The sequence below is a fragment of the Bacteroides ndongoniae genome (assembly GCF_900108345.1).
Lineage (GTDB): Bacteria > Bacteroidota > Bacteroidia > Bacteroidales > Bacteroidaceae > Bacteroides > Bacteroides ndongoniae.
In genome coordinates this window covers 1,892,307-1,911,654 of the sequence record NZ_FNVV01000014.1, presented here as the reverse complement: position 1 = coordinate 1,911,654, position 19,348 = coordinate 1,892,307, and the positions used below count along the sequence as shown (strand labels likewise).

The window sequence follows — 19,348 nt, the reverse complement described above, 5'->3', positions numbered from 1 at the left end:
AGAAACTGTATGTTATCAACAGATAAAATAAAGGACTTGCTTTCGCATGGTGAGAATAAGCAAGTAGAATTTAAGAAATGCACGGATAAGGTTTCGGCTTCCGTGTATGAAACGGTATGTTCTTTTCTGAATGCAGAGGGAGGATATATCTTTTTAGGGGTGGATGATGATGGTACAATATTGGGAATTAACCCTAAATGCGTAACAGATATGACCAAAAGTATTATCAATACGCTGAATAATCCTGAACAGTTTCTTCCTCCAATGCCAATCACGCCAGAGCAAACAGAGATAGACGGTAAGATTATCTTGTATCTGAATGTGCCGGAGAGTGAACAGGTACATAGATATAAGAACCGTTTTTTTGACCGTTGGGGTGATGCAGACAATGATGTGTCAAAGCATACTTATCTGGTTAAGAACATGTTCATGCGAAAAGAAAAGGAATCTTCCGAGAATGAAGTATTTCCCGATGTAACATTGGAAGATATGGATGAAGAATCGTTCAAGATTATGCGCAGCCACATTTCCATTCATAACTCCAATCATCCGTGGCTGAGCATGACAAATGAAGAATTCCTGAAAAGTCTGTTTTGGGGTAAACAACGGGGAACAAACAGAGAAGGATATAAGTTGGCTGCCATTCTTTTATTTGGTAAGGAACAGACTATTCTAAATTGTTGTCCGTGGCATCGTACGGATGCCATTTACCGTAGCATATCTTACGAGCGTTTCTTGCATCCGCTTCCGACTGACCCTGATATCCGTTACAATGACCGGGATATGATATGCGTAAATTTGATTCAGTCATATATCCGTTTGCTGAATTTTGTGCAACGCAACATGCCTGATAAGTTCCGTTTGGCAGATAATGGTATAGACCGTTTGGATTTACGGGTAATGATATTCAGAGAAGTAATTTCAAATACCCTTCTGCACCGTGAATATATCAGTTCATATACCAATAAGTTTCTCATATTCCGTGACCGGGTCATAACGGAGAATTGGACAAAACCTTTCCAAACAGGGGATATAGATATAAATGACTGGCGTACCCGTACAAAGAATCCGCTAATAACAAAGGTATTCCGTGAAATGAAATGGGCTGAGGAGCTTGGATCTGGACAGAAAAATATTCGGAAATATGCTCCGTTATACTTTGAAAACTCTGAAATAGAGATTCATAGTGGAGAGGAGTTTGTCTTTTCCATTACTTATCGCGACCCTAAAGAATTTGAGTTTGCAGAAAATATACCGACAAGTCACCGACAAGTCGGCACTAAGTCGGCACTAAGTTGGCAGCAAGTCGGCACTAAGTTAGCATTAAGTCAAAAGGAGATAAAAACTATATTGGAAGCATGCTTGCTTGAAAATTCTTTAACTCAGATTATTGCTTTATTCAATTTTAGTGATAGAACAAAGTTTAAGAGGAAATATATAAATCCTTTGATTGCTGAAGGATTGTTGGCAATGACTGTTCCTGATAAGCCTAACAGCCGTTTGCAGAAATATTATACCACAGAAAAAGGAAAATCATTATTACTATGCCAAGACGGAAGCAATTAACATTCCATATTCAAGATTTGCGATGTGCTGGTCATATCATCGAAGAGTTATCCAAACTACCACAGTTGGCAAACTTCGACATGAATTCTATTGAACTGACCATCAAAGAAAACAGACCAGCACCTAAAATCATTAAAAAAGATATTGATATGTTGATAGACCGTTTACAGCGTGGCTTTTCAGCAAATAAACATACTGTTACGCAATTAAACGGATGTTACCTGATTACAAATGTTCATTTAGCCAAATGGATGAAGACAACCCAAGCATCCGTCAATAAATGGATAAAGGACGGTCTGATAAAGCCCAGCAAGAAATCATTCACCAATCTGGAATTCTTCGATATAGACGAGGTAATTGACCAGCTTCGCAAACAAAAACAATAAAATCACATTTTCTTTTATCATCTATATTAACTGTGCCAATTAGTGCCAATTCGAGCCATTTGTTGCCAAGCCTTGAAATGCTGTCTGGCAAATGTCTTCAAATGACATCAAATGTCCGCTGTTGGCATAGCTGATATAGATATTATCCTGTTTTATAAGCTCTTATTTTTATATTTCCTTTGCCATATCAACGTTGAGATAGCTGTGACGACAGCTTATTGTTTAACCCCTAAAATGTTTGATTATGGCAAATATCATTGTCGCAACAGAGGAGCAGATTCAAGAAGCTGTATTCAATGCGGTTTCAAAATTCTTTTCAGGAAATCAACAAGCAATATCCAGTTCCGATTTACCTGATACGTTAAGTATGCCCAATGCCTTGAAAGTGCTGGAGGATAACGGCTTTCCGACTTCAAAAGCGAAATTATACAAAATGACTTCGCAGGAACAGATACCCTTTATGAAGTATGGAAACAAACTTGTTTTTTCTCGGAAGGCTCTTATTGAATGGGCACACAAGCAATTGGTTTCTAACAGCAGTGAAGGTTGTGATTCAGCGACCAATATTCAGAAATGTTTTAAACGTAAACGCTAAGGTATGAGTACGGATGAAACATTGAGAAATGAGAGCCCGTTTGTTCGGGTTGGTACGACACTCTACAAAATAGTGAACCAACCTCGTTTGAACGGTGGTTACGTAAAGAAGCGTATTGTCTGGAACAATGAAACACTTCGTCAGGATTATGGTAAAGATTATCTGGCAAATGTCCCAAAGTATGACGGCTTTTGTACTGTACCTGATCATGTGAACTACCGTCAAGTGATTGATAATTTTCTGAATCTGTATGAACCGATAGGACACCAGCCAAAAGAAGGAGATTTCTCTCATATTCAAGCTTTACTGCACCATATTTTCGGTGAGCAATACGAATTGGGAATGGATTATTTGCAACTCCTTTATTTGCAGCCTGTTCAGAAATTGCCGATTCTGTTGTTAGTATCGGAAGAACGAAATACGGGAAAGAGTACGTTCCTAAACTTCCTGAAAGCTATGTTCCGCAATAATGTAACCTTTAATACGAATGAAGATTTCCGCAGTCAGTTCAATTCGGATTGGGCAGGGAAACTCATCATTGTAGTGGATGAGGTATTGCTGAACCGCAGGGAGGATTCGGAACGGTTGAAAAATCTGAGTACAACTTTATCCTATAAAGTGGAAGCAAAAGGCAAAGACCGTGACGAGATTGCCTTCTTTGCCAAGTTTGTGCTTTGTTCAAATAACGAAAGACTTCCTGTAATTATCGATCCGGGAGAAACACGGTATTGGGTAAGGAAGATTCATCATCTGGAAAATGACGATACACACTTCTTACAGAAACTGATTGAGGAGATTCCGGCATTCCTTTACTTTTTGCAGCATCGGACATTGACCACTCAAAATGTGAGTCGTATGTGGTTTTCACCGAAACAGACGGAAACAGCAGCCTTATTGAAAATTATACGCTGCAACAAAAGTAAATACGAGGTGGAAGCTGCAGAGCTGATAAAGGAAATCATGGAGTGTATGGAAATAGACAGTTTTTCTTTTTGTCTTAATGACTTGCTTATCCTGCTGAATCTTTCCCAAGTCAGAATTGACAAGCATTGGTTAAGGAAAATTGTGACCGAGGACTGGAAACTGGCTCCAGCTCCGAACGGATTGACTTATACCACTTATCTGTTTGCCTGTAACAAAGAAAGGAGATTTGAACCAATCAGACGGGTAGGACGCTATTACACCATTACCAGAAAACAACTGGATGAATTCTAATTCTTTTGTTGAATTGTTGAAAGATAATACTAACTTGCTGAGTATAAGAGAATAATATTCTCAACAAACATTCAACTTTTTAAAAGCACTGTTGAAAAGAGAAATAGTTATTTCTTTTTTCATCGGTCTTTGTTGAGTTGATGTTGAAGTGTCATTCTGTTGTTTTTCAGTAAGATAAGTTCGTCACTCAACAAATCAACACATTTCATTCACATTCAAATTCATAAGAAAATGACAATAGAAGAAGCAAAGAATATTAAACTGGAAGATTATCTGCATAGTTTGGGGTATAATCCGGTCAAACGACAGGGAATGAACCTTTGGTATAAATCACCATTTAGAGAGGAAGCAGACGCATCATTTAAGGTGAATACCGAAATCAATAAATGGTATGATTTCGGGCTTGGTAAGGGAGGTAATATACTTACCTTGGCTTCGGTACTGTATTGTTCTGAAAGCTTACCTTACATTTTGCATCAAATTGAGGAGCAGGCTCCGCATATTTGCCCCGTTTCCTTTTCTTTTCAGAAGCAGTCTCCTACAGAGCCGAGTTTTCAACGTATGGAAGTGAAACCTTTGGAATCACCAGTTCTGCTTTCCTATCTGCGTGAAAGGGGGATTAATACGGAACTTGCGAAAAGAGAATGTTGCGAAGTACATTTCGAGAACAACGGTAAGCATTACTATGCAGTCGGGTTCCCTAATGTGCGTGGAGGGTATGAAATACGGAACAAGTATTTCAAGGGGTGTATTGCTCCCAAGGACATCAGTCATATTCGGCATACGAACAGGCAGAATGAAGTCTGTTATGTCTTTGAAGGATTTATGGATTATCTTTCTTTCTTGACACTGAGATTGGACAGTTGTCCTCAATATCCGGAATTTGACAAACAAGACTATATGGTACTGAATTCTGTATCGAATGTTTCCAAGGCTCTTTATCCGTTGGGAAATTATCTGCGCATTCATTGCTTTTTTGATAACGACCGTGCAGGGATGGAAGCCATTCTGCAAATCCGAAAAGAGTATGGTAGTACCATCAATATCCGTGACGCATCACATCTGTATAGTGGATGCAAGGATTTGAATGAGTACTTGTGTAAACGGAATCCTCTCCGAGAAAAGAAATTCATACAAACATCAGTGCCCAAGAAGTCGAAAGGCAGGAGTCTGTAGTATTAATCAAGTAACATTGCTGTAGCAACGGAATATGTGCAGGCTAAGAAAGCAAGGTAATGGAAATGTATACATTTCCGCCCTTGCTTTGCCAGAAGGCAAAGACAACCTGCTCCCGTTGGTTGCAGTCCAAAACGAATTTCAGAATGGAAAAAGATAAACAACAATCACTGCAGACCAGGCGCAACAAGGTGCGTGTGGTTAGCGCAAGATTTACAGATATTGAGTACCAAGCGGTAGAGAAACGCAGGAAAGATGCAGGAGTTTCACTCAGTAGGTTCGTCCACTCCGTATTGCTTACGGGTAAAGTAGTACGGCGCATCAGCAAGGCGGATGCGGACGTGTTGCGGAAACTTGCCGGAGAAGCCAATAACATCAACCAGCTTGCCCATAAAGCCAATGCCGGAGGATTTGCTGGCGTAGCAACAGAACTTATGCTGTTGAAGAAAAAGATAGTACAAATCATTAAACAGTTGTCCGATGATTGGAAAAATAAGTAAGGGAGCGGGATTCAAAGGATGTGTCAATTATGTATTGGGTAAGCCGGAAGCAAGACTTCTGGCTGCCGAAGGAGTATTAACGGACAGCATTCAGACCATTACGGACTGTTTTCAAGCTCAGCGGATGATGAAACCGAATATTCGTCAGCCTGTGGGACATATCTCGCTCAGTTACGCACCTGAGGACGCTCCGAGAATGACGGATGAGATGCTGGTAAGTCTAGCAAAGGAGTATATGCAGAAAATGGGAATCAAAGATACCCAATATATCATTGCCCGGCACAATGACCAGAAGCATCCGCATGTTCACATTGTTTTCAACCGAGTGAATAACAACGGACGCACGATCAATGACAAGAACGACTGTTATCGGAATGTCAAAGTCTGCAAGGAACTGAAAGAGAAGTATGGACTTTATTTTGGTAAAGGAAAGGATAGAGTACGGACTCACCGTCTGAAAGGAAATGATAAGACGAAGTATGAGATTTACCATGCGGTCAAGAACTCGTTAAACAAATCCAATAGCTGGAAGCAGTTCATATCGGAATTATCCAGACAGGGAATAAAAACGGAGTTCAAGTATAGAGGCAGAAGCAATGTCATACAGGGCTTGTCATTGACTAAAGACGGTATTACGTTCAAGGCTTCGGACATTGATAGGAGTTTCAGTTATTCCAAGTTGGACAGAATGTTGGGAGAAACCAATAACCAATATCAACAGAATATCGGAATGGTAACTAACGGCAACCAACCTGTGATGCAGTATGAGAATACCTATAATTCAGGCAGCAATGTAGTAGAAAGCATTGTCGGGGCATTGGGCGGATTGTTCAACCCTACCCCCAATTATACCGATGAAAATGCGGAAGCAGCCTTTCAGCGGAAATTGAAAAAGAATAAAAAGAGAAGGATAAACTGGTAATAACTCAAAAACAGATACGAAAATGAAAGAAATGGAGAACAATGATTTTGTCCACACGCTGGATGCGGTATATAACCTTTGTTCCGAAATCAAGGAACATATAACTTCGGTTGAAACGACTGATGAAGAAGAAAACAATGAGGGACTTGTCCTGCTTTCCGACAATTTGCAACGGCTTCAAGCGGAGATTGCTGGAATGAAGTCCCAGCTTTCAGCCGGAAGAAATGAGTGGGAGCAGTTCCGTGAACTGACACTGGTTCATGTCAAGGAGATGCACAACCTATATGCCAACCTATGTGCCATTAACAAGGACATATTCTCGGAACAGGAACGCATCGCCAACGAGTTGCAGAGAATACAGCAGTTGGAAGTTCATCACACCAACAATCATATTTTGGACTTTAAAGCCTCACGGCCATTCTTGTGGCAGGTTGTTCTGTTGGGGATAATTCTGCTTCTTTTGGTCGGCAATGCTTGTCAGTTTAAACGGAATATGCAACTTTCTGACAATGATTTGAAGTACCGCCTTATCAAAATGTATGGTGGTATTTCAGGAAATGAATTGGATACATTGGAAGTGGTATTCCATCGTGACAGAGATAAAACTGTCATTAGGAATATCCGTAATGAGGTAGAAGATTTTGAATATCGTACACGGGTAAGGGCTGAGAAACTGGAAAAGGCAAGACTGTTGCAGCAGGAAGCGCAAGAACTTGAATAAAGAAGTTTTTTATATGCGAAAGGAAGTATAATCTGCAATATAGGGTTATACTTCCTTTTTTTATTGGTTATGAGGTATATATCAACAAATTAGATTACTTTTGCTTGTGATTTTATTAAAAAAGGACATTATGGGACAATTAAAGCCTAATCAAATATTGAATAAAGCGTATAGGCAGGTAGCAATAGAAACTGAAGATTTCAATCGTTTTAAAAAAGCTCTTCATACTTTATTATCTACCATATCAGATGGTCAAAGAGAAGAAACCCAAAAGGAACACTTAAGGAATTTCCTAAGTGATACTTTTTATAAACCATACTATATGGCTCCAGAAGAAGATATAGATTTGGCTGTAAGATTAGATAAAACAAGTAAGTCAAATATTGGTTTATTAATTGAGGTAAAGAGTACAACCAACAGAAACGAAATGATTTCTGTTGGTAACTTAAATAGGAAAGCTCTGCAGGAACTCTTGCTCTATTATTTAAGAGAAAGAATATCCAAGAAAAATTCAGATATTAAATATCTGATAGCTACCAATGTATATGAATATTTTATCTTTGATGCCCAAGAGTTTGAGCAAAAATTTTATCAAAATAAGAAACTGAAAAAAGAGTTTCAGGATTTTGAGGATGGTAGGAAAACAAGTCGCAAAACAGACTTCTTTTATTCTGAGATAGCTTCTTCATTTATCGAAGAAGTTGCAGATAGTCTTGACTATACCTATTTTGACATCCGCTCTTACGCTAAATATTTAGGTGAGAATACTGCTTCAAAAAAACTTATCGAATTGTATAAGGTATTCAGTGATGTGCATTTGCTGAAACTGCCCTTCCAAAATGACAGTAACTCTTTGAATAAGAAGTTTTATGCAGAGTTGTTGCATATTCTGGGTATTGAAGAGAAAAAGGAAAACAATAAGATTGTCATTGTACGTAAAGCTGTTGGACGGCGTAATGAAGCTTCTTTGTTGGAGAATACAATCAACCAACTTGATGCAGAAGACTGCTTGCGAAAAGTTCCCAATATCGCAATTTATGGAAGTGCCCAAGAAGAACGTTTGTTCAATGTGGCTATGGAGTTATGCATTACTTGGATTAATCGAATCTTATTCTTGAAATTGCTGGAAGCTCAAATGTTGAAATACCACAACGGAGAGCAATGTTACAAATTTCTTTCTATACAGAAAATACGTGATTTCGATGATTTAAACACTTTATTTTTTCAAGTTCTAGCACGAAGTGTTAATCAAAGAACGGCTTCCATATTGAAAGATTTCGAGTATGTCCCTTATTTGAATAGTTCACTCTTTGAAGTTACTGAACTGGAAAGCAATACAATAAAGATAAATAGTTTGTCACAGCGGTCTGAATTACCACTATTTACTAATAGTGTATTAATCAATCGTAAGGAAAAACAACAGTTCAGTAGCCTTCCGACTTTGAATTATTTATTTGCGTTTTTAGATGCATATAATTTTGCAAGCGAGGGAAGTGAGGAAGTACAAGAAGAAGCCAAAACTTTGATTAATGCTTCTGTTCTAGGACTTATATTTGAAAAAATTAACGGACATAAAGATGGTTCGGTGTTTACTCCCGGATTTATCACAATGTATATGTGCCGTGAAGCCGTTGCTAATTCTGTCTTGACTAAATTTAATAATTTTTACAATTGGAATTGTGCGTCTGTTGCAGATTTATACAATAAAATAGAAGATATATCACAAGCTAACCGGATTATAAACAGTATCACAATTTGTGATCCGGCAGTGGGGTCAGGGCACTTTTTGGTATCCGCTTTAAACGAGCTAATATGTTTGAAATATGAACTAGGGATTTTAGTAGATTCCGAAGGTAAGCGTATTAAAAAGTCAGATTACACATTCTCTATTGAAAACGATGAACTGATTGTAACGGATGCGGACAACAATTTGTTTGCGTATAATCCATTGAATGAGGAAAGCCGACGCATACAAGAAACATTGTTCAAAGAGAAAAAGATAATCATTGAGAATTGTTTATTTGGCGTTGATATTAATCCAAACTCTGTGAAAATATGCCGGTTGCGTTTGTGGATTGAATTGCTTAAGAATGCTTACTATACAGCAGAAAGTGATTATAAACAATTGGAAACCTTACCTAATATTGATATAAATATCAAATGTGGGAACTCTCTTTTGCACCGTTTTGATTTAACGGATAGTATTAAGTCCGTATTAAAAGAAACAGGTATTTCTATTAGCCAGTATAGAAATGCTGTGAGCAAGTATAAGAATGCTCAAGATAAAGCTGAAAAGCGGGAGTTGGATTCAATGATAGCTGAAATTAAATCTAAACTTACCACTGAAATCGGTGCAAAAGACCCTAAAAAACTTAGATTAAATAAGCGTAGGGCAGAACTGGTGAATTTACTTGCACCGCAGCTGTTTGAAATGAGTAAAAAAGAACAAAAGGATTGGCAGAAACGTGTGGATGCTGTTAAAAGGGAAATAGCAGAACTTGAAAGTTATTTTGAGGAAATCAATTCCAATAAGATTTATTTGGGTGCTTTTGAATGGCGTATAGAGTTTCCAGAATTATTGGATACAGATGGCAATTTTATAGGATTTGATTGTATTATTGGCAATCCTCCTTATATTCAACTGCAATCTATGGGAACAGATGCTGATGTCTTAGAGCGAATGAAGTATAAAACTTATGTTCGTACAGGGGATATTTATTGTTTATTCTACGAGCATGGGATGAATTTGCTTAAACCTAATGGCTGCCTATGTTACATTACTTCCAATAAGTGGATGAGAGCCGGATATGGAAAAGAATTACGCCAATATTTTATTGCAAAAACAAATCCTGTTTTGTTAATTGATTTTGCAGGGATAAAGATATTTGATGCAGCAACTGTTGAAACTAATATTTTGATAGCAAAGAAGGAAAGTTATACTCAAAATACATTAGCTTGTATTATTTCTAATACAGATGACTTAAATAAATTGAGCATTTTAGTGCAGCAACAGGCTGTGGAGTGTAATTTCGCTTCTTCTGATTCATGGGTGATACTTTCACCTATTGAGCAAAGTATCAAACAAAAAATAGATACTATAGGTACTCCACTCAAAAACTGGAATATTAACATATATCGTGGAGTCCTTACTGGATATAATGACGCTTTCATTATATCTACAGAGAAGAGAAATGAGATATTGGCAAATTGTCAAACAGAAGACGAACGTACCAGAACAGCTGAATTAATACGACCGATTTTAAGAGGACGTGATATAAAGCGATATAGTTACGACTGGGCGAATTTGTGGCTAATTAATACTCATAACGGCATAAAAGGTAAAATACCTCGCATTCAAATAGAGAATTATCCAGCTATAAAGGCTCATTTAGACCAATATTGGGAGAAAATCTCTACAAGAGCTGATAAAGGTGATACTCCTTACAATCTGCGTAATTGCGCATATATGGAGGATTTTTCTAAGCCAAAAATCGTATGGGGTAATCTGAACTTGACTCCTAATTATGCTTTAGTAGAAAATAATAGTTTTATTAACGCACCATCTTCCATGATTGTTCCAGCAAGTAAATATTTATTAGCTATTCTTAATTCCAAAATAGCAGATTTTTATATTAAGCTACTTGGAGTCACTCGTAATGGGGGATATTTTGAATATAAACCAATGTTTATTGAGCAGCTTCCTATTCCACAATTAAAAATCGAAAATAAGGAGCTGGCTCAAATTGAACGGTTAATCGATAATAATAATTATACGGAAATTGAATATATCGTATATAATTTATATGGCTTAACACAAGACGAAATTAATTATATAAATTCTCTATAGCACGTATTTCTTCATTAGTTAATTCATAAATCTTGTACATCAATTTATTGCTAAAATCTTTAAAATCAGAGACAGACATCTTGCCAGCCTTTAAATTTTCAAAGGCGGCAAGGTGTTCTTTCTGTTGCTCATAGTTGGGTTTTGCTACAATTAATTGTTCTATTGTGTATTTTTTCCATCGAATTGTACCAACACCTGTAGTTGTTCCTGTTTTAGAGAACAACCATTCTGAAACAGATGAGTTTAAGGCTGTTAATAAATATTCTATATATTCTCCATTAAGATAAAATGTAGTAGCTTCTGGTATATATTCACCTGAAAAGTCAAAAGCAAATTTTGATTTATCGGAGATTTCACCCCATACGATTTTTGGCTTAGAAAAATCCTCCCAATAGCTGATACTATCTTGAATTTCAAACCACTTGTTATTAGTCTTTTTACGAGCCTTAATTTTTTCACCATTAACGATATAGGTCTTTCCAGTCTGTTCAAGCTTTTCAATACCAAATGTCAAAAGATACTGTTTAACCGCTGGATACATTTCTATGTCATAGTGGCGGGAAGGAAAAGTCGCAATAAGATATAAACCAGCCCAATTATAAGCATAACGTTTAATATCACGTCCTCTTAAAATCGGTCGTATTAATTCAGCTGTTCTGGTACGTTCGTCTTCTGTTTGACAATTTGCCAATATTTCATTACGCTTGTCGGTAGTGATAACAAACGCTTCATTAAAGCCTGTTTTTATTCCGTAGTTAATTCGAATATCCCAATCTTTAAGTGGAGTGCCAACTGCTTCTATTTTACGCTTAATACTTTGTTCAATCGCAGATAATATAATCCAGCTATCATTCTCAGCGAAGTTACACTCCACAGCCTGTTGCTGCACTAAAACGCTCGTTATGTTTCTACCAAAAAGGTTTTGATATAGCGTGCTAATGTATTTCTATCAACTTTACATATTACAGCAATTTTCCGCTTAGATATATTTGCATTTAAAAGTTCCTGAATCAAGTTCCTTTTTTTATATAATTTGTATTTTTCAGGGGAGCTTTTCTTTCCTTTTGGACGGCCTAAAATTACACCCTCTGCTTTTTTTCGTGATAATGCTTCTTTGGTGCGTTGGCTAATTAGATTACGTTCAATTTCTGCCGATAAGCCAAAGGCAAATGCTAATACTTTGCTTTGAATATCCTCGCCTAAACGATAATTGTCTTTGATTGTCCAGACCCTACATTCTTTACTCATGCAAAGGTTAAGAATTTCCATTATCATAAAAAGATTTCTTCCTAAGCGTGAAAGTTCTGCACAAATTATAAGATCGTCCTTTTGGATTTGCTTGAGTAGTTTACCTAACTCTCTTTTGCTATAGGATTTTGTACCGCTGATGGTTTCTTCTATCCAACCATCAATTTTTAAATTTTCACGTTCGCAGAAATTATTAATTTCGAAACGTTGGTTTTCTACAGTCTGTTTGTCACTGCTTACTCTAATGTATCCGTAAATCATATTAAATTGTTTTATTCAATATGCTACGAAAGTATGTTATATGTTGAATAAAACTATGGTAAACCTAAATAAAGAAAAATAAATAATCCCCAGTTATTTTATTTTTGTTTCTTAATCGAAGTGATATAGTGATGGAAAACATCTTGATTTGTGTCATAAATGTGTCATATATAAAAGAAAAAGGAGCTAAGTTTGTCACTTAACTCCTTGATTTTCACCAGTCGGGGTGACTGGATTCGAACCAGCGACCACACGCCCCCCAGACGCGTACTCTAACCGGGCTGAGCTACACCCCGAATTGCGGATGCAAAGGTAGCGCTTTATTTTGAATTGGCAAGCGTTTCGGCAACTTTTTATTGAATTATTTTCTATTTCCTTTATTGATAGCGAGTTACGAAAACACTTTTTTATTGGCTTACGTGTCGGGGACACTGCGCGGGCAGAAGAGGGGATGGAAAAGACTGTTTGCGGGCCTTCTGAACCATACAAGTATGGCTCGCGAGCCGTGCAAGTGTTTCTCGTGAGCCGTACAAGTGTCTCTCACGAGCCGTGCAAGCATGCTTCTGAGAGGGTATGGAAGGGGTCAGAGCCCCATGCACTCCCGATAGAAGTCGAGGGTTTCGAAGATGGTGTCCTTGTCAGCAGTCTGGTTCAGGCAGATGTCGCCCACGTCTTTCAGCAGGGTAAAGTTGATGATGCCTGCGGTGTTCTTCTTGTCGTGCAGCATCAACTCGTAGAGGCGGTCGTACTGCTTGCAGGTGAAGGAGAAAGCACCGTAGTTCTGGCGGACAAACTGAACTACCTGGCGCATGCGTTCCTTGGGGAAGCCGGTCTTGAGGTGAGACAGGTAAAGTTCGCACACCAGTCCCCACGCCACGGCGTAACCGTGTAGCACGGGGCGGTTCTCGGCCAGGGCCAGGCTTTCGAAAGCGTGTCCGATGGTGTGGCCCAGGTTGAGGGCTTTGCGGATGCCATGCTCCTGCGGGTCTTGGGCTACGATGTCTTCTTTGACCTGCACGGAGCGGCCTACCATCTCCTTCAGCAGGCGGTAGTCGGGGCATTCGGTGTCGAAAGCCAACAATTCGTCAAGATGTTGCGGGGTACTGATGAGGCCGTGCTTCAGCATTTCGGCATAGCCGGAGAAGAAGTTGTGGGCGTCGAGGCTTCGTAGAAACTCTGTTTCGAGCAGCACACTGGCTGCGGGTGCGAAGGCTCCGATTTCGTTCTTCAGTCCGTTGAAGTTGATCCCCGTTTTTCCGCCTACCGAGGCATCGACCATCGCCAGCAGTGTGGTAGGAATGTTGATGTAGGCGATGCCGCGTTTGAAGGTGGCAGCAGCAAAACCGCCGAGGTCAGTCACCATGCCTCCGCCCAGATTGATGAGGAGCGAGTGGCGGGTAGCACCTTGTTGGCTCAGAGCTTGCCACACCGAGGCCAGCGTTTCCAGTGTTTTGTGCACGTCTTCGGCGCCAATTGTGATTTCGGTGGCTTCCTTCAGGGCTTTAATGTCGGCCAGCAGCGGTAGGCACAAGCGGTGGGTATGTTCATCGGTCAGGATGAAAAGTCGGTCGTGCGGACATTTTTCGATGGCGCCAGTCAGTGCGCCGTTCAGTTCTTCGCAGAGGATAACTTCTTGTTTGTTCATACGTTGATTTGTAATGGTTGATTGCTAATATCAGGTGGCAAAGATACTTTTTTGAGTGGACAAAGCATCGGTTTGCAGAGGGAAAAGCGGTTTTCCCCGACATTTTTTGAGCGGAATACGAAGAAAATGCGTAAGTTTGTCCACGGAAAACTCTATTATACTTACTTAAAAACAAAAATACGCTATGAAAGCTTTGCTGCCCGTGTTCTGTCGCCCGTTGGGCTACTTTGTGATTGCCCTTGCCTTGTTTCTGCCTTTCCTGATGCTGATGATGGGGCGCGTGACCGATGCTAACCTGCTCTTTTACAAGGAGTGTGCCAAACTGCTGATGATGATGGGCTGTCTGATGATCATCTTCGCCCTGACAAAGAACGAAACAGAAGAAACTGTTCGTGTGCGCAACCAGGCTACACGCAATGCCATGTTTCTGACTGTGCTTTTCATCTTTGGCGGCATGCTCTACCGTGTGGCCAAAGGCGACATTGCTTCGGTCGATACTTCCTCTTTTCTGATCTTTTTGATACTGAATGTGCTTTGCCTGGAATTTGGTATAAAAAAAGCGGCAGTTGATAGATTATTTAAGCGGAATAGTCGATAAAATCGAAAATCAGCGTGTCACGCATTAAACCTTTTGCCTATTATTCTGTCAAATGAAGCAGTGTAAAAAAAGACATTGTTTACATTTAGAAGAAGAATAGACACATGAAAAGAATTATCATTGGTGCGGTGCTGTTGCTGACAACAGCTGTGACCGCATTTTCGCAAACAAGAAGCATTACCGTGTCGGGCCGTGTGATGGAAGACGATACCAAGCAACCGGCTATGCAGGCTACTGTGCAGTTACTTTCTCTGCCCGACAGTGCGCAGGCGGCTGGTGTCGCAAGTTCCAATCAGGGATACTTTAAACTGCCCAAGGTGAAACCGGGCAAGTACACCCTGCGTATTTCTTACATCGGCTATAAGAGTAAGTTCATTCCCATGATTCTTACAGCCGCCGTTCCCGAGAAAAACATCGGTACAGTAACGCTAGAGTCGGATGCCGTGATGTTGTCCGAAGCTGTAGTCGTGGCTGAAGCTCCCCAAGTGCAGGTAGTTGAGGATACCGTTGCATTCAACTCGTCGGCCTATCGTACGCCCGAAGGAGCCATGCTTGAAGAATTGGTTAAAAAGTTGCCAGGTGCTGAGATTGACGAAGATGGAAATGTGAAAATCAACGGAAAAGATGTGAAGAAGATTATGGTGAACGGAAAAGAGTTCTTTGGCGGTGACGTGAAAACTGGTTTGAAGAACCTTCCGGTAGACATGATCGAGAAGTTGAAGACATATGATAAGCAGTCCGACTTGGCGCGGGTAACCGGTATTGATGACGGTGAAGAAGAAACTGTGCTCGACCTTACAGTGAAGAAGGGTATGAACAAAGGTATTTTTGGAAACGTAGACCTGTCGGGTGGTACGGAAGACCGTTATATGGGACGTGCCATGATGAACTACTTTAACGATAATACGCAGGTGACCTTCATTGCCGGCGCCAATAACGTGAACGATCAGGGTTTCTCGGGCGGTGGAGGCGGTCCCCGCTGGCGTAGGAACAACGGTTTAACAGCTTCTAAAAATATCGGTCTGACTTTCGCTACTGAAACTGAGAAATTGGAATTGGGAGGTAGTGTACGTTACAACTATAGAGGTAATGCCGCTTACAGCGACGGATATACCGAGAACTTCCTTTCAAGTGGGGCAAGTTCGTCGTTCAACAATTCACGTTCGCTCAATAAGAGTAGTAATCAGAATATCAATGCAGATTTTCGTCTGGAATGGAAGCCTGACACACTAACAAACATTATTTTCCGTCCTAACCTTAGTTATGGTAAGACTTGGAGTGCTTCGAATTCTATGTCCGGAACTTTTAACAGCGATCCTTATGCGATCGTTGAACGTCCGAACGACTATCTGGATATTACTCAACTGGCAAAACTCGATTTGTCGAGTGAAACTTTTGATGGTGAAATAAATGATCCGTTGCAAGACATTCGTGTCAATACATCGAACAACCTTTCCAGCAGCGATGGTAATTCGCTGTCGGCCAATGCCACTTTGCAAATCAACCGTCGGCTCAGTTCGAACGGACGTAATATTACTTTCCGTGGAACGGCTGGTTACAATGACTCGGAAAACGACCAGTACAGTGCTTCGAACACTCGTTACTTCCAGGCCGGAGAAGACGGCACTGTCAAGCCCGAGGATATCATTCGTCGCTATATGACTACTCCTACCGATGGTTATAACTACAGCCTGGAACTGACTTACAGCGAGCCGCTTTGGAAGGCTACTTTCCTGCAGTTCCGCTATCGTTTCAGCTACAGCAACAGTAAGAGTGATAAGAAGACTTTCAATTTGGGTAACGATTGGAACATGGGCGATATGTTGCCCAGTGATTATGAAGACGGTTATGATGCTGAGCAAAGTAAGTATGCTGAATATGAAACTTATACTCATCGATTCAGTCCCAGTTTGCTCTTCAATCGTGAAAAGTATCGTCTGAGTGTTGGTGCCGATTTCGAGCCACAAAACACTTCGTTGTCCTATGAAAAAGGTTCGTATGTGACCGATACGACGCGTAGTGTGTTCAATGTAGCTCCGAGCATCGACTTCCGTTATCGCTTCTCGAAGGTAAGCCAGTTGCGTATCACTTACCGCGGACGTAGTTCGCAGCCTGGTATGGAGAACCTGTTGGATATAACCGATGACTCTAATCCGTTGAATATTACTAAAGGTAATCCGGGTTTGAAGCCTTCATTCAATCATAACTTCCGTATGTTCTACAATACTTATGATCCCGATCGTCAGCGAGGTATTTTTACTCATGCTAACTTCCAGATGACGCAAAACAGCATCAGCAGTATGAGAACTTACAATGAACAGACCGGTGGTTGGGTAACCAAGCCTGAAAATATTAATGGCAACTGGAGTGCAATGGGTATGTTCGGTATCAATTCGGCGTTGAAGAATAAGAAGTTCAATATCGGTTCGTTTAGTAATGTGTCTTATAATAATAATGTAGGTTATCTTTCGGTAGGTGAAGTTTCTCAGAAAAATACAACTACTAACTTGAGTTTGCAAGAGCGTCTGACCGGTACTTATCGTAACGACTGGTTTGAATTCGGCTTGAACGGCTCTTTTGCTTATTCAATCGAAAAGGACAAGTTGACTCCTACTAACAATCAGAAGCCTTACAACTTCTCGTATGGTGCTACTACGACCATGACAGCACCTTGGAATATGACCCTTTCTACCAACATAGCTAACCAAAGCCGTCGTGGCTATCTTGACAGTAGCATGAACCGTGACGAGCTTATCTGGAATGCCCAGCTTTCGCAGACTTTCCTGAAAGGTGCCGCTACTATCAGTTTCGAAATGTACGACATCTTGAAGCAGCAGAGCAATATCAGCCGTTCGCTGACAGCGAGTGGACGTTCGGTATATACCTATAATGGTGTCAACAGCTATTGCATGCTTCACTTCATTTATCGTCTGAATATCTTCGGAGGTAAGAATGCCCGTCGTGATAGAGGTCCCGGTATGGGATTTGGCCCTGGTCCTGGTCACGGTCCTGGTGGATTTGGCGGCGGTCGCCCCCGTTTCTAATGTTTTTAGAATATAACAGGTATAAGTTTTATTATGCAAGCCTGAGGCGGAATGCTTTCCGCCTTGGGCTTGTGTCTTTTATGTAATATGGTTGCCGGTAATATGCAGAAGCTGTCCTTTTTCAATACATTTTCTGCTGGAAGAAGAAGAGTATTCTGAAAAAAGCTTTATATTTGTTTGCATGATTGACTGGAACCTTATAGCAGGACAGATAGCCACGGTAGCATTCGACATTGTTTATTTTGGCGCAATTATCGGTACGATTATCGTCATAGTGCTCGACAATCGTAATCCGGTAAAGACTATTGCGTGGATACTGATTCTGATGTTTTTGCCCGTGGTGGGTCTGGTATTCTATTTCTTTTTCGGGCGCAGCCAGCGGCGTGAACGTATTATCGGGAAGAAACTGTATAGTCGCCTGATGAAGAAATCGATGGCTGAATACATGGCGCAAGGTTCATGTCGTCTTCCGTTGCACTACAGCAGGCTGATTTCGCTGTTTCGTAATGCCAATCAGGCGTTTCCTTTCGACGGCAATCGGGTGTTGGTGTACACCGAGGGGCTTTCTATGCTGCAGGCTTTATTGCGCGAGTTGCAGAAGGCTACGCAACATATTCACATGGAATTCTATATCTTCGAGGATGATGCCATCGGCCGGCTGGTGCGTGATGTGTTGATAGACAAGGCGCGTTCGGGCGTCGAAGTAAGGGTGCTTTACGACGACGTAGGTTGTTGGCATGTTCCCAACCGTTTTTTCGATCAGATGCGTGAGGCGGGCATTGAGGTACGTAGTTTCCTGAAAGTCCGTTTCCCATTGTTCACCAGTAAGGTGAACTATCGTAATCACCGCAAGATTGTTGTCATCGACGGGCGCGTAGGTTTTGTAGGTGGCATGAATCTGGCCGAGCGCTATATGCGCGGTGTTGCGTGGGGCATTTGGCGCGATACACACCTGTTGCTGGAGGGGAAGGCTGTACACGGTTTACAGACGGCTTTCCTGCTCGACTGGTATTTTGTAGACCGTACACTGATAACTTCGGCGCGTTATTTCCCTAAGATAGATTGTGCGGGATCGGCTTTAGCACAGATTGTGACGAGTGAACCTGTGGGTCCTTGGCGGGAAATCATGCAGGGGCTTTGCATGGCTTTGATGGGGGCGCGTAAGTATTTCTACATGCAGACGCCTTATTTCCTGCCTACCGAGTCGGTATTGGTGGCTATGCGTACGGCTGCACTTGCCGGGGTAGATGTACGGTTGATGATTCCGATGCGTGCCGACAGCCGCCTGACGCATCTGGCTTCGTGCTCTTATCTGGCTGATGTGTTGCAGGCGGGTGTGAAAGTCTATTTCTACAAGAAAGGTTTTCTTCACTCCAAGCTGATGGTTTCGGATGATGAACTGTCGACGGTAGGGTCTACTAATATCGATTTCCGCAGCTTTGAGCACAATTTTGAGGTAAATGCATTTGTCTACGACGTAGAGACGGCGTTGCAGATGCGTGAGATTTTTCTGCAAGACCAGCGCGACTGTGTACAGGTATTCCTGAAGAACTGGGTAAAGCGTCCGTGGCACCGGAAGGCAGCCGAAAGTGTAGTCCGTCTCTTCTCGCCGGTGCTATAACCG

15 protein-coding genes and 1 tRNA gene are annotated in these 19,348 nt (G+C 40.9%); 12 read left to right on the top strand and 4 right to left on the bottom strand.

Annotated elements, in window-relative coordinates; genetic code table 11:
- The first annotated feature begins 9 nt into the window (after positions 1 to 9).
- From BQ5591_RS18595 to BQ5591_RS18555, 9 genes are all read left to right on the top strand, one after another.
- Positions 10 to 1,566 (top strand): RNA-binding domain-containing protein, encoded by a 1,557-nt coding sequence (locus tag BQ5591_RS18595; RefSeq protein ID WP_071150470.1) that lies wholly within the window; start codon positions 10 to 12, stop codon positions 1,564 to 1,566.
- Entirely contained in the window at positions 1,545 to 1,952 is a 408-nt protein-coding gene (locus BQ5591_RS18590; RefSeq protein ID WP_022352892.1) for a hypothetical protein, read from the top strand. The genes BQ5591_RS18595 and BQ5591_RS18590 overlap by 22 nt, the downstream gene beginning before the upstream one ends.
- A gap of 244 nt (positions 1,953 to 2,196) precedes the next feature.
- Positions 2,197 to 2,547, top strand: a complete 351-nt coding sequence (locus tag BQ5591_RS18585; RefSeq protein ID WP_022352893.1) for a helix-turn-helix domain-containing protein — start codon at positions 2,197 to 2,199, stop codon at positions 2,545 to 2,547.
- Between the two features lie 3 nt (positions 2,548 to 2,550).
- Positions 2,551 to 3,762, top strand: coding sequence for a primase-helicase family protein (locus BQ5591_RS18580; RefSeq protein ID WP_071150469.1), 1,212 nt, complete (start codon positions 2,551 to 2,553; stop codon positions 3,760 to 3,762).
- 231 nt (positions 3,763 to 3,993) lie between these two features.
- Positions 3,994 to 4,938, top strand: coding sequence for a toprim domain-containing protein (locus BQ5591_RS18575; protein WP_071150468.1), 945 nt, complete (start codon positions 3,994 to 3,996; stop codon positions 4,936 to 4,938).
- 146 nt (positions 4,939 to 5,084) lie between these two features.
- Entirely contained in the window at positions 5,085 to 5,438 is a 354-nt protein-coding gene (locus BQ5591_RS18570; protein WP_071150830.1) for a MobC family plasmid mobilization relaxosome protein, read from the top strand.
- Positions 5,419 to 6,360: a relaxase/mobilization nuclease domain-containing protein gene (locus tag BQ5591_RS18565; RefSeq protein ID WP_071150467.1), complete on the top strand. Its 942-nt coding sequence runs from the start codon at positions 5,419 to 5,421 to the stop codon at positions 6,358 to 6,360. The genes BQ5591_RS18570 and BQ5591_RS18565 overlap by 20 nt, the downstream gene beginning before the upstream one ends.
- A gap of 22 nt (positions 6,361 to 6,382) precedes the next feature.
- Positions 6,383 to 7,081, top strand: a complete 699-nt coding sequence (locus BQ5591_RS18560; RefSeq protein WP_071150466.1) for a hypothetical protein — start codon at positions 6,383 to 6,385, stop codon at positions 7,079 to 7,081.
- A gap of 130 nt (positions 7,082 to 7,211) precedes the next feature.
- Entirely contained in the window at positions 7,212 to 10,928 is a 3,717-nt protein-coding gene (locus BQ5591_RS18555; protein ID WP_071150465.1) for a type IIG restriction enzyme/methyltransferase, read from the top strand.
- On the opposite strand, the gene BQ5591_RS18550 is transcribed toward BQ5591_RS18555, so the two are convergent.
- The 4 genes from BQ5591_RS18550 to aroB form a co-directional block, all read right to left on the bottom strand.
- Positions 10,906 to 11,817, bottom strand: coding sequence for a TaqI-like C-terminal specificity domain-containing protein (locus BQ5591_RS18550; RefSeq protein WP_071150464.1), 912 nt, complete (start codon positions 11,815 to 11,817; stop codon positions 10,906 to 10,908). The two genes, BQ5591_RS18555 and BQ5591_RS18550, sit on opposite strands and share 23 nt — an antisense overlap.
- 11 nt (positions 11,818 to 11,828) lie before the next feature.
- Positions 11,829 to 12,437 carry a master DNA invertase Mpi family serine-type recombinase gene (locus BQ5591_RS18545; RefSeq protein WP_071150463.1) on the bottom strand — a complete coding sequence of 203 codons (609 nt, stop codon included), beginning with the start codon at positions 12,435 to 12,437 and terminating at the stop codon, positions 11,829 to 11,831.
- A gap of 221 nt (positions 12,438 to 12,658) precedes the next feature.
- Positions 12,659 to 12,733, bottom strand: a tRNA-Pro gene (locus tag BQ5591_RS18540).
- 287 nt (positions 12,734 to 13,020) lie between these two features.
- Entirely contained in the window at positions 13,021 to 14,082 is a 1,062-nt protein-coding gene (aroB, locus tag BQ5591_RS18535; protein WP_071150462.1) for a 3-dehydroquinate synthase, read from the bottom strand.
- 184 nt (positions 14,083 to 14,266) lie between these two features.
- On the opposite strand from aroB, the gene BQ5591_RS18530 reads away from it, so the two are divergent.
- The 3 genes from BQ5591_RS18530 (at position 14,267) to cls (ending at position 19,345) form a co-directional block, all read left to right on the top strand.
- Positions 14,267 to 14,680: a hypothetical protein gene (locus tag BQ5591_RS18530; protein ID WP_071150461.1), complete on the top strand. Its 414-nt coding sequence runs from the start codon at positions 14,267 to 14,269 to the stop codon at positions 14,678 to 14,680.
- Between the two features lie 104 nt (positions 14,681 to 14,784).
- Positions 14,785 to 17,724 (top strand): TonB-dependent receptor, encoded by a 2,940-nt coding sequence (locus tag BQ5591_RS18525; protein WP_071150460.1) that lies wholly within the window; start codon positions 14,785 to 14,787, stop codon positions 17,722 to 17,724.
- A gap of 181 nt (positions 17,725 to 17,905) precedes the next feature.
- Positions 17,906 to 19,345, top strand: a complete 1,440-nt coding sequence (gene cls, locus BQ5591_RS18520; RefSeq protein WP_071150459.1) for a cardiolipin synthase — start codon at positions 17,906 to 17,908, stop codon at positions 19,343 to 19,345.
- Positions 19,346 to 19,348 lie beyond the last annotated feature (3 nt).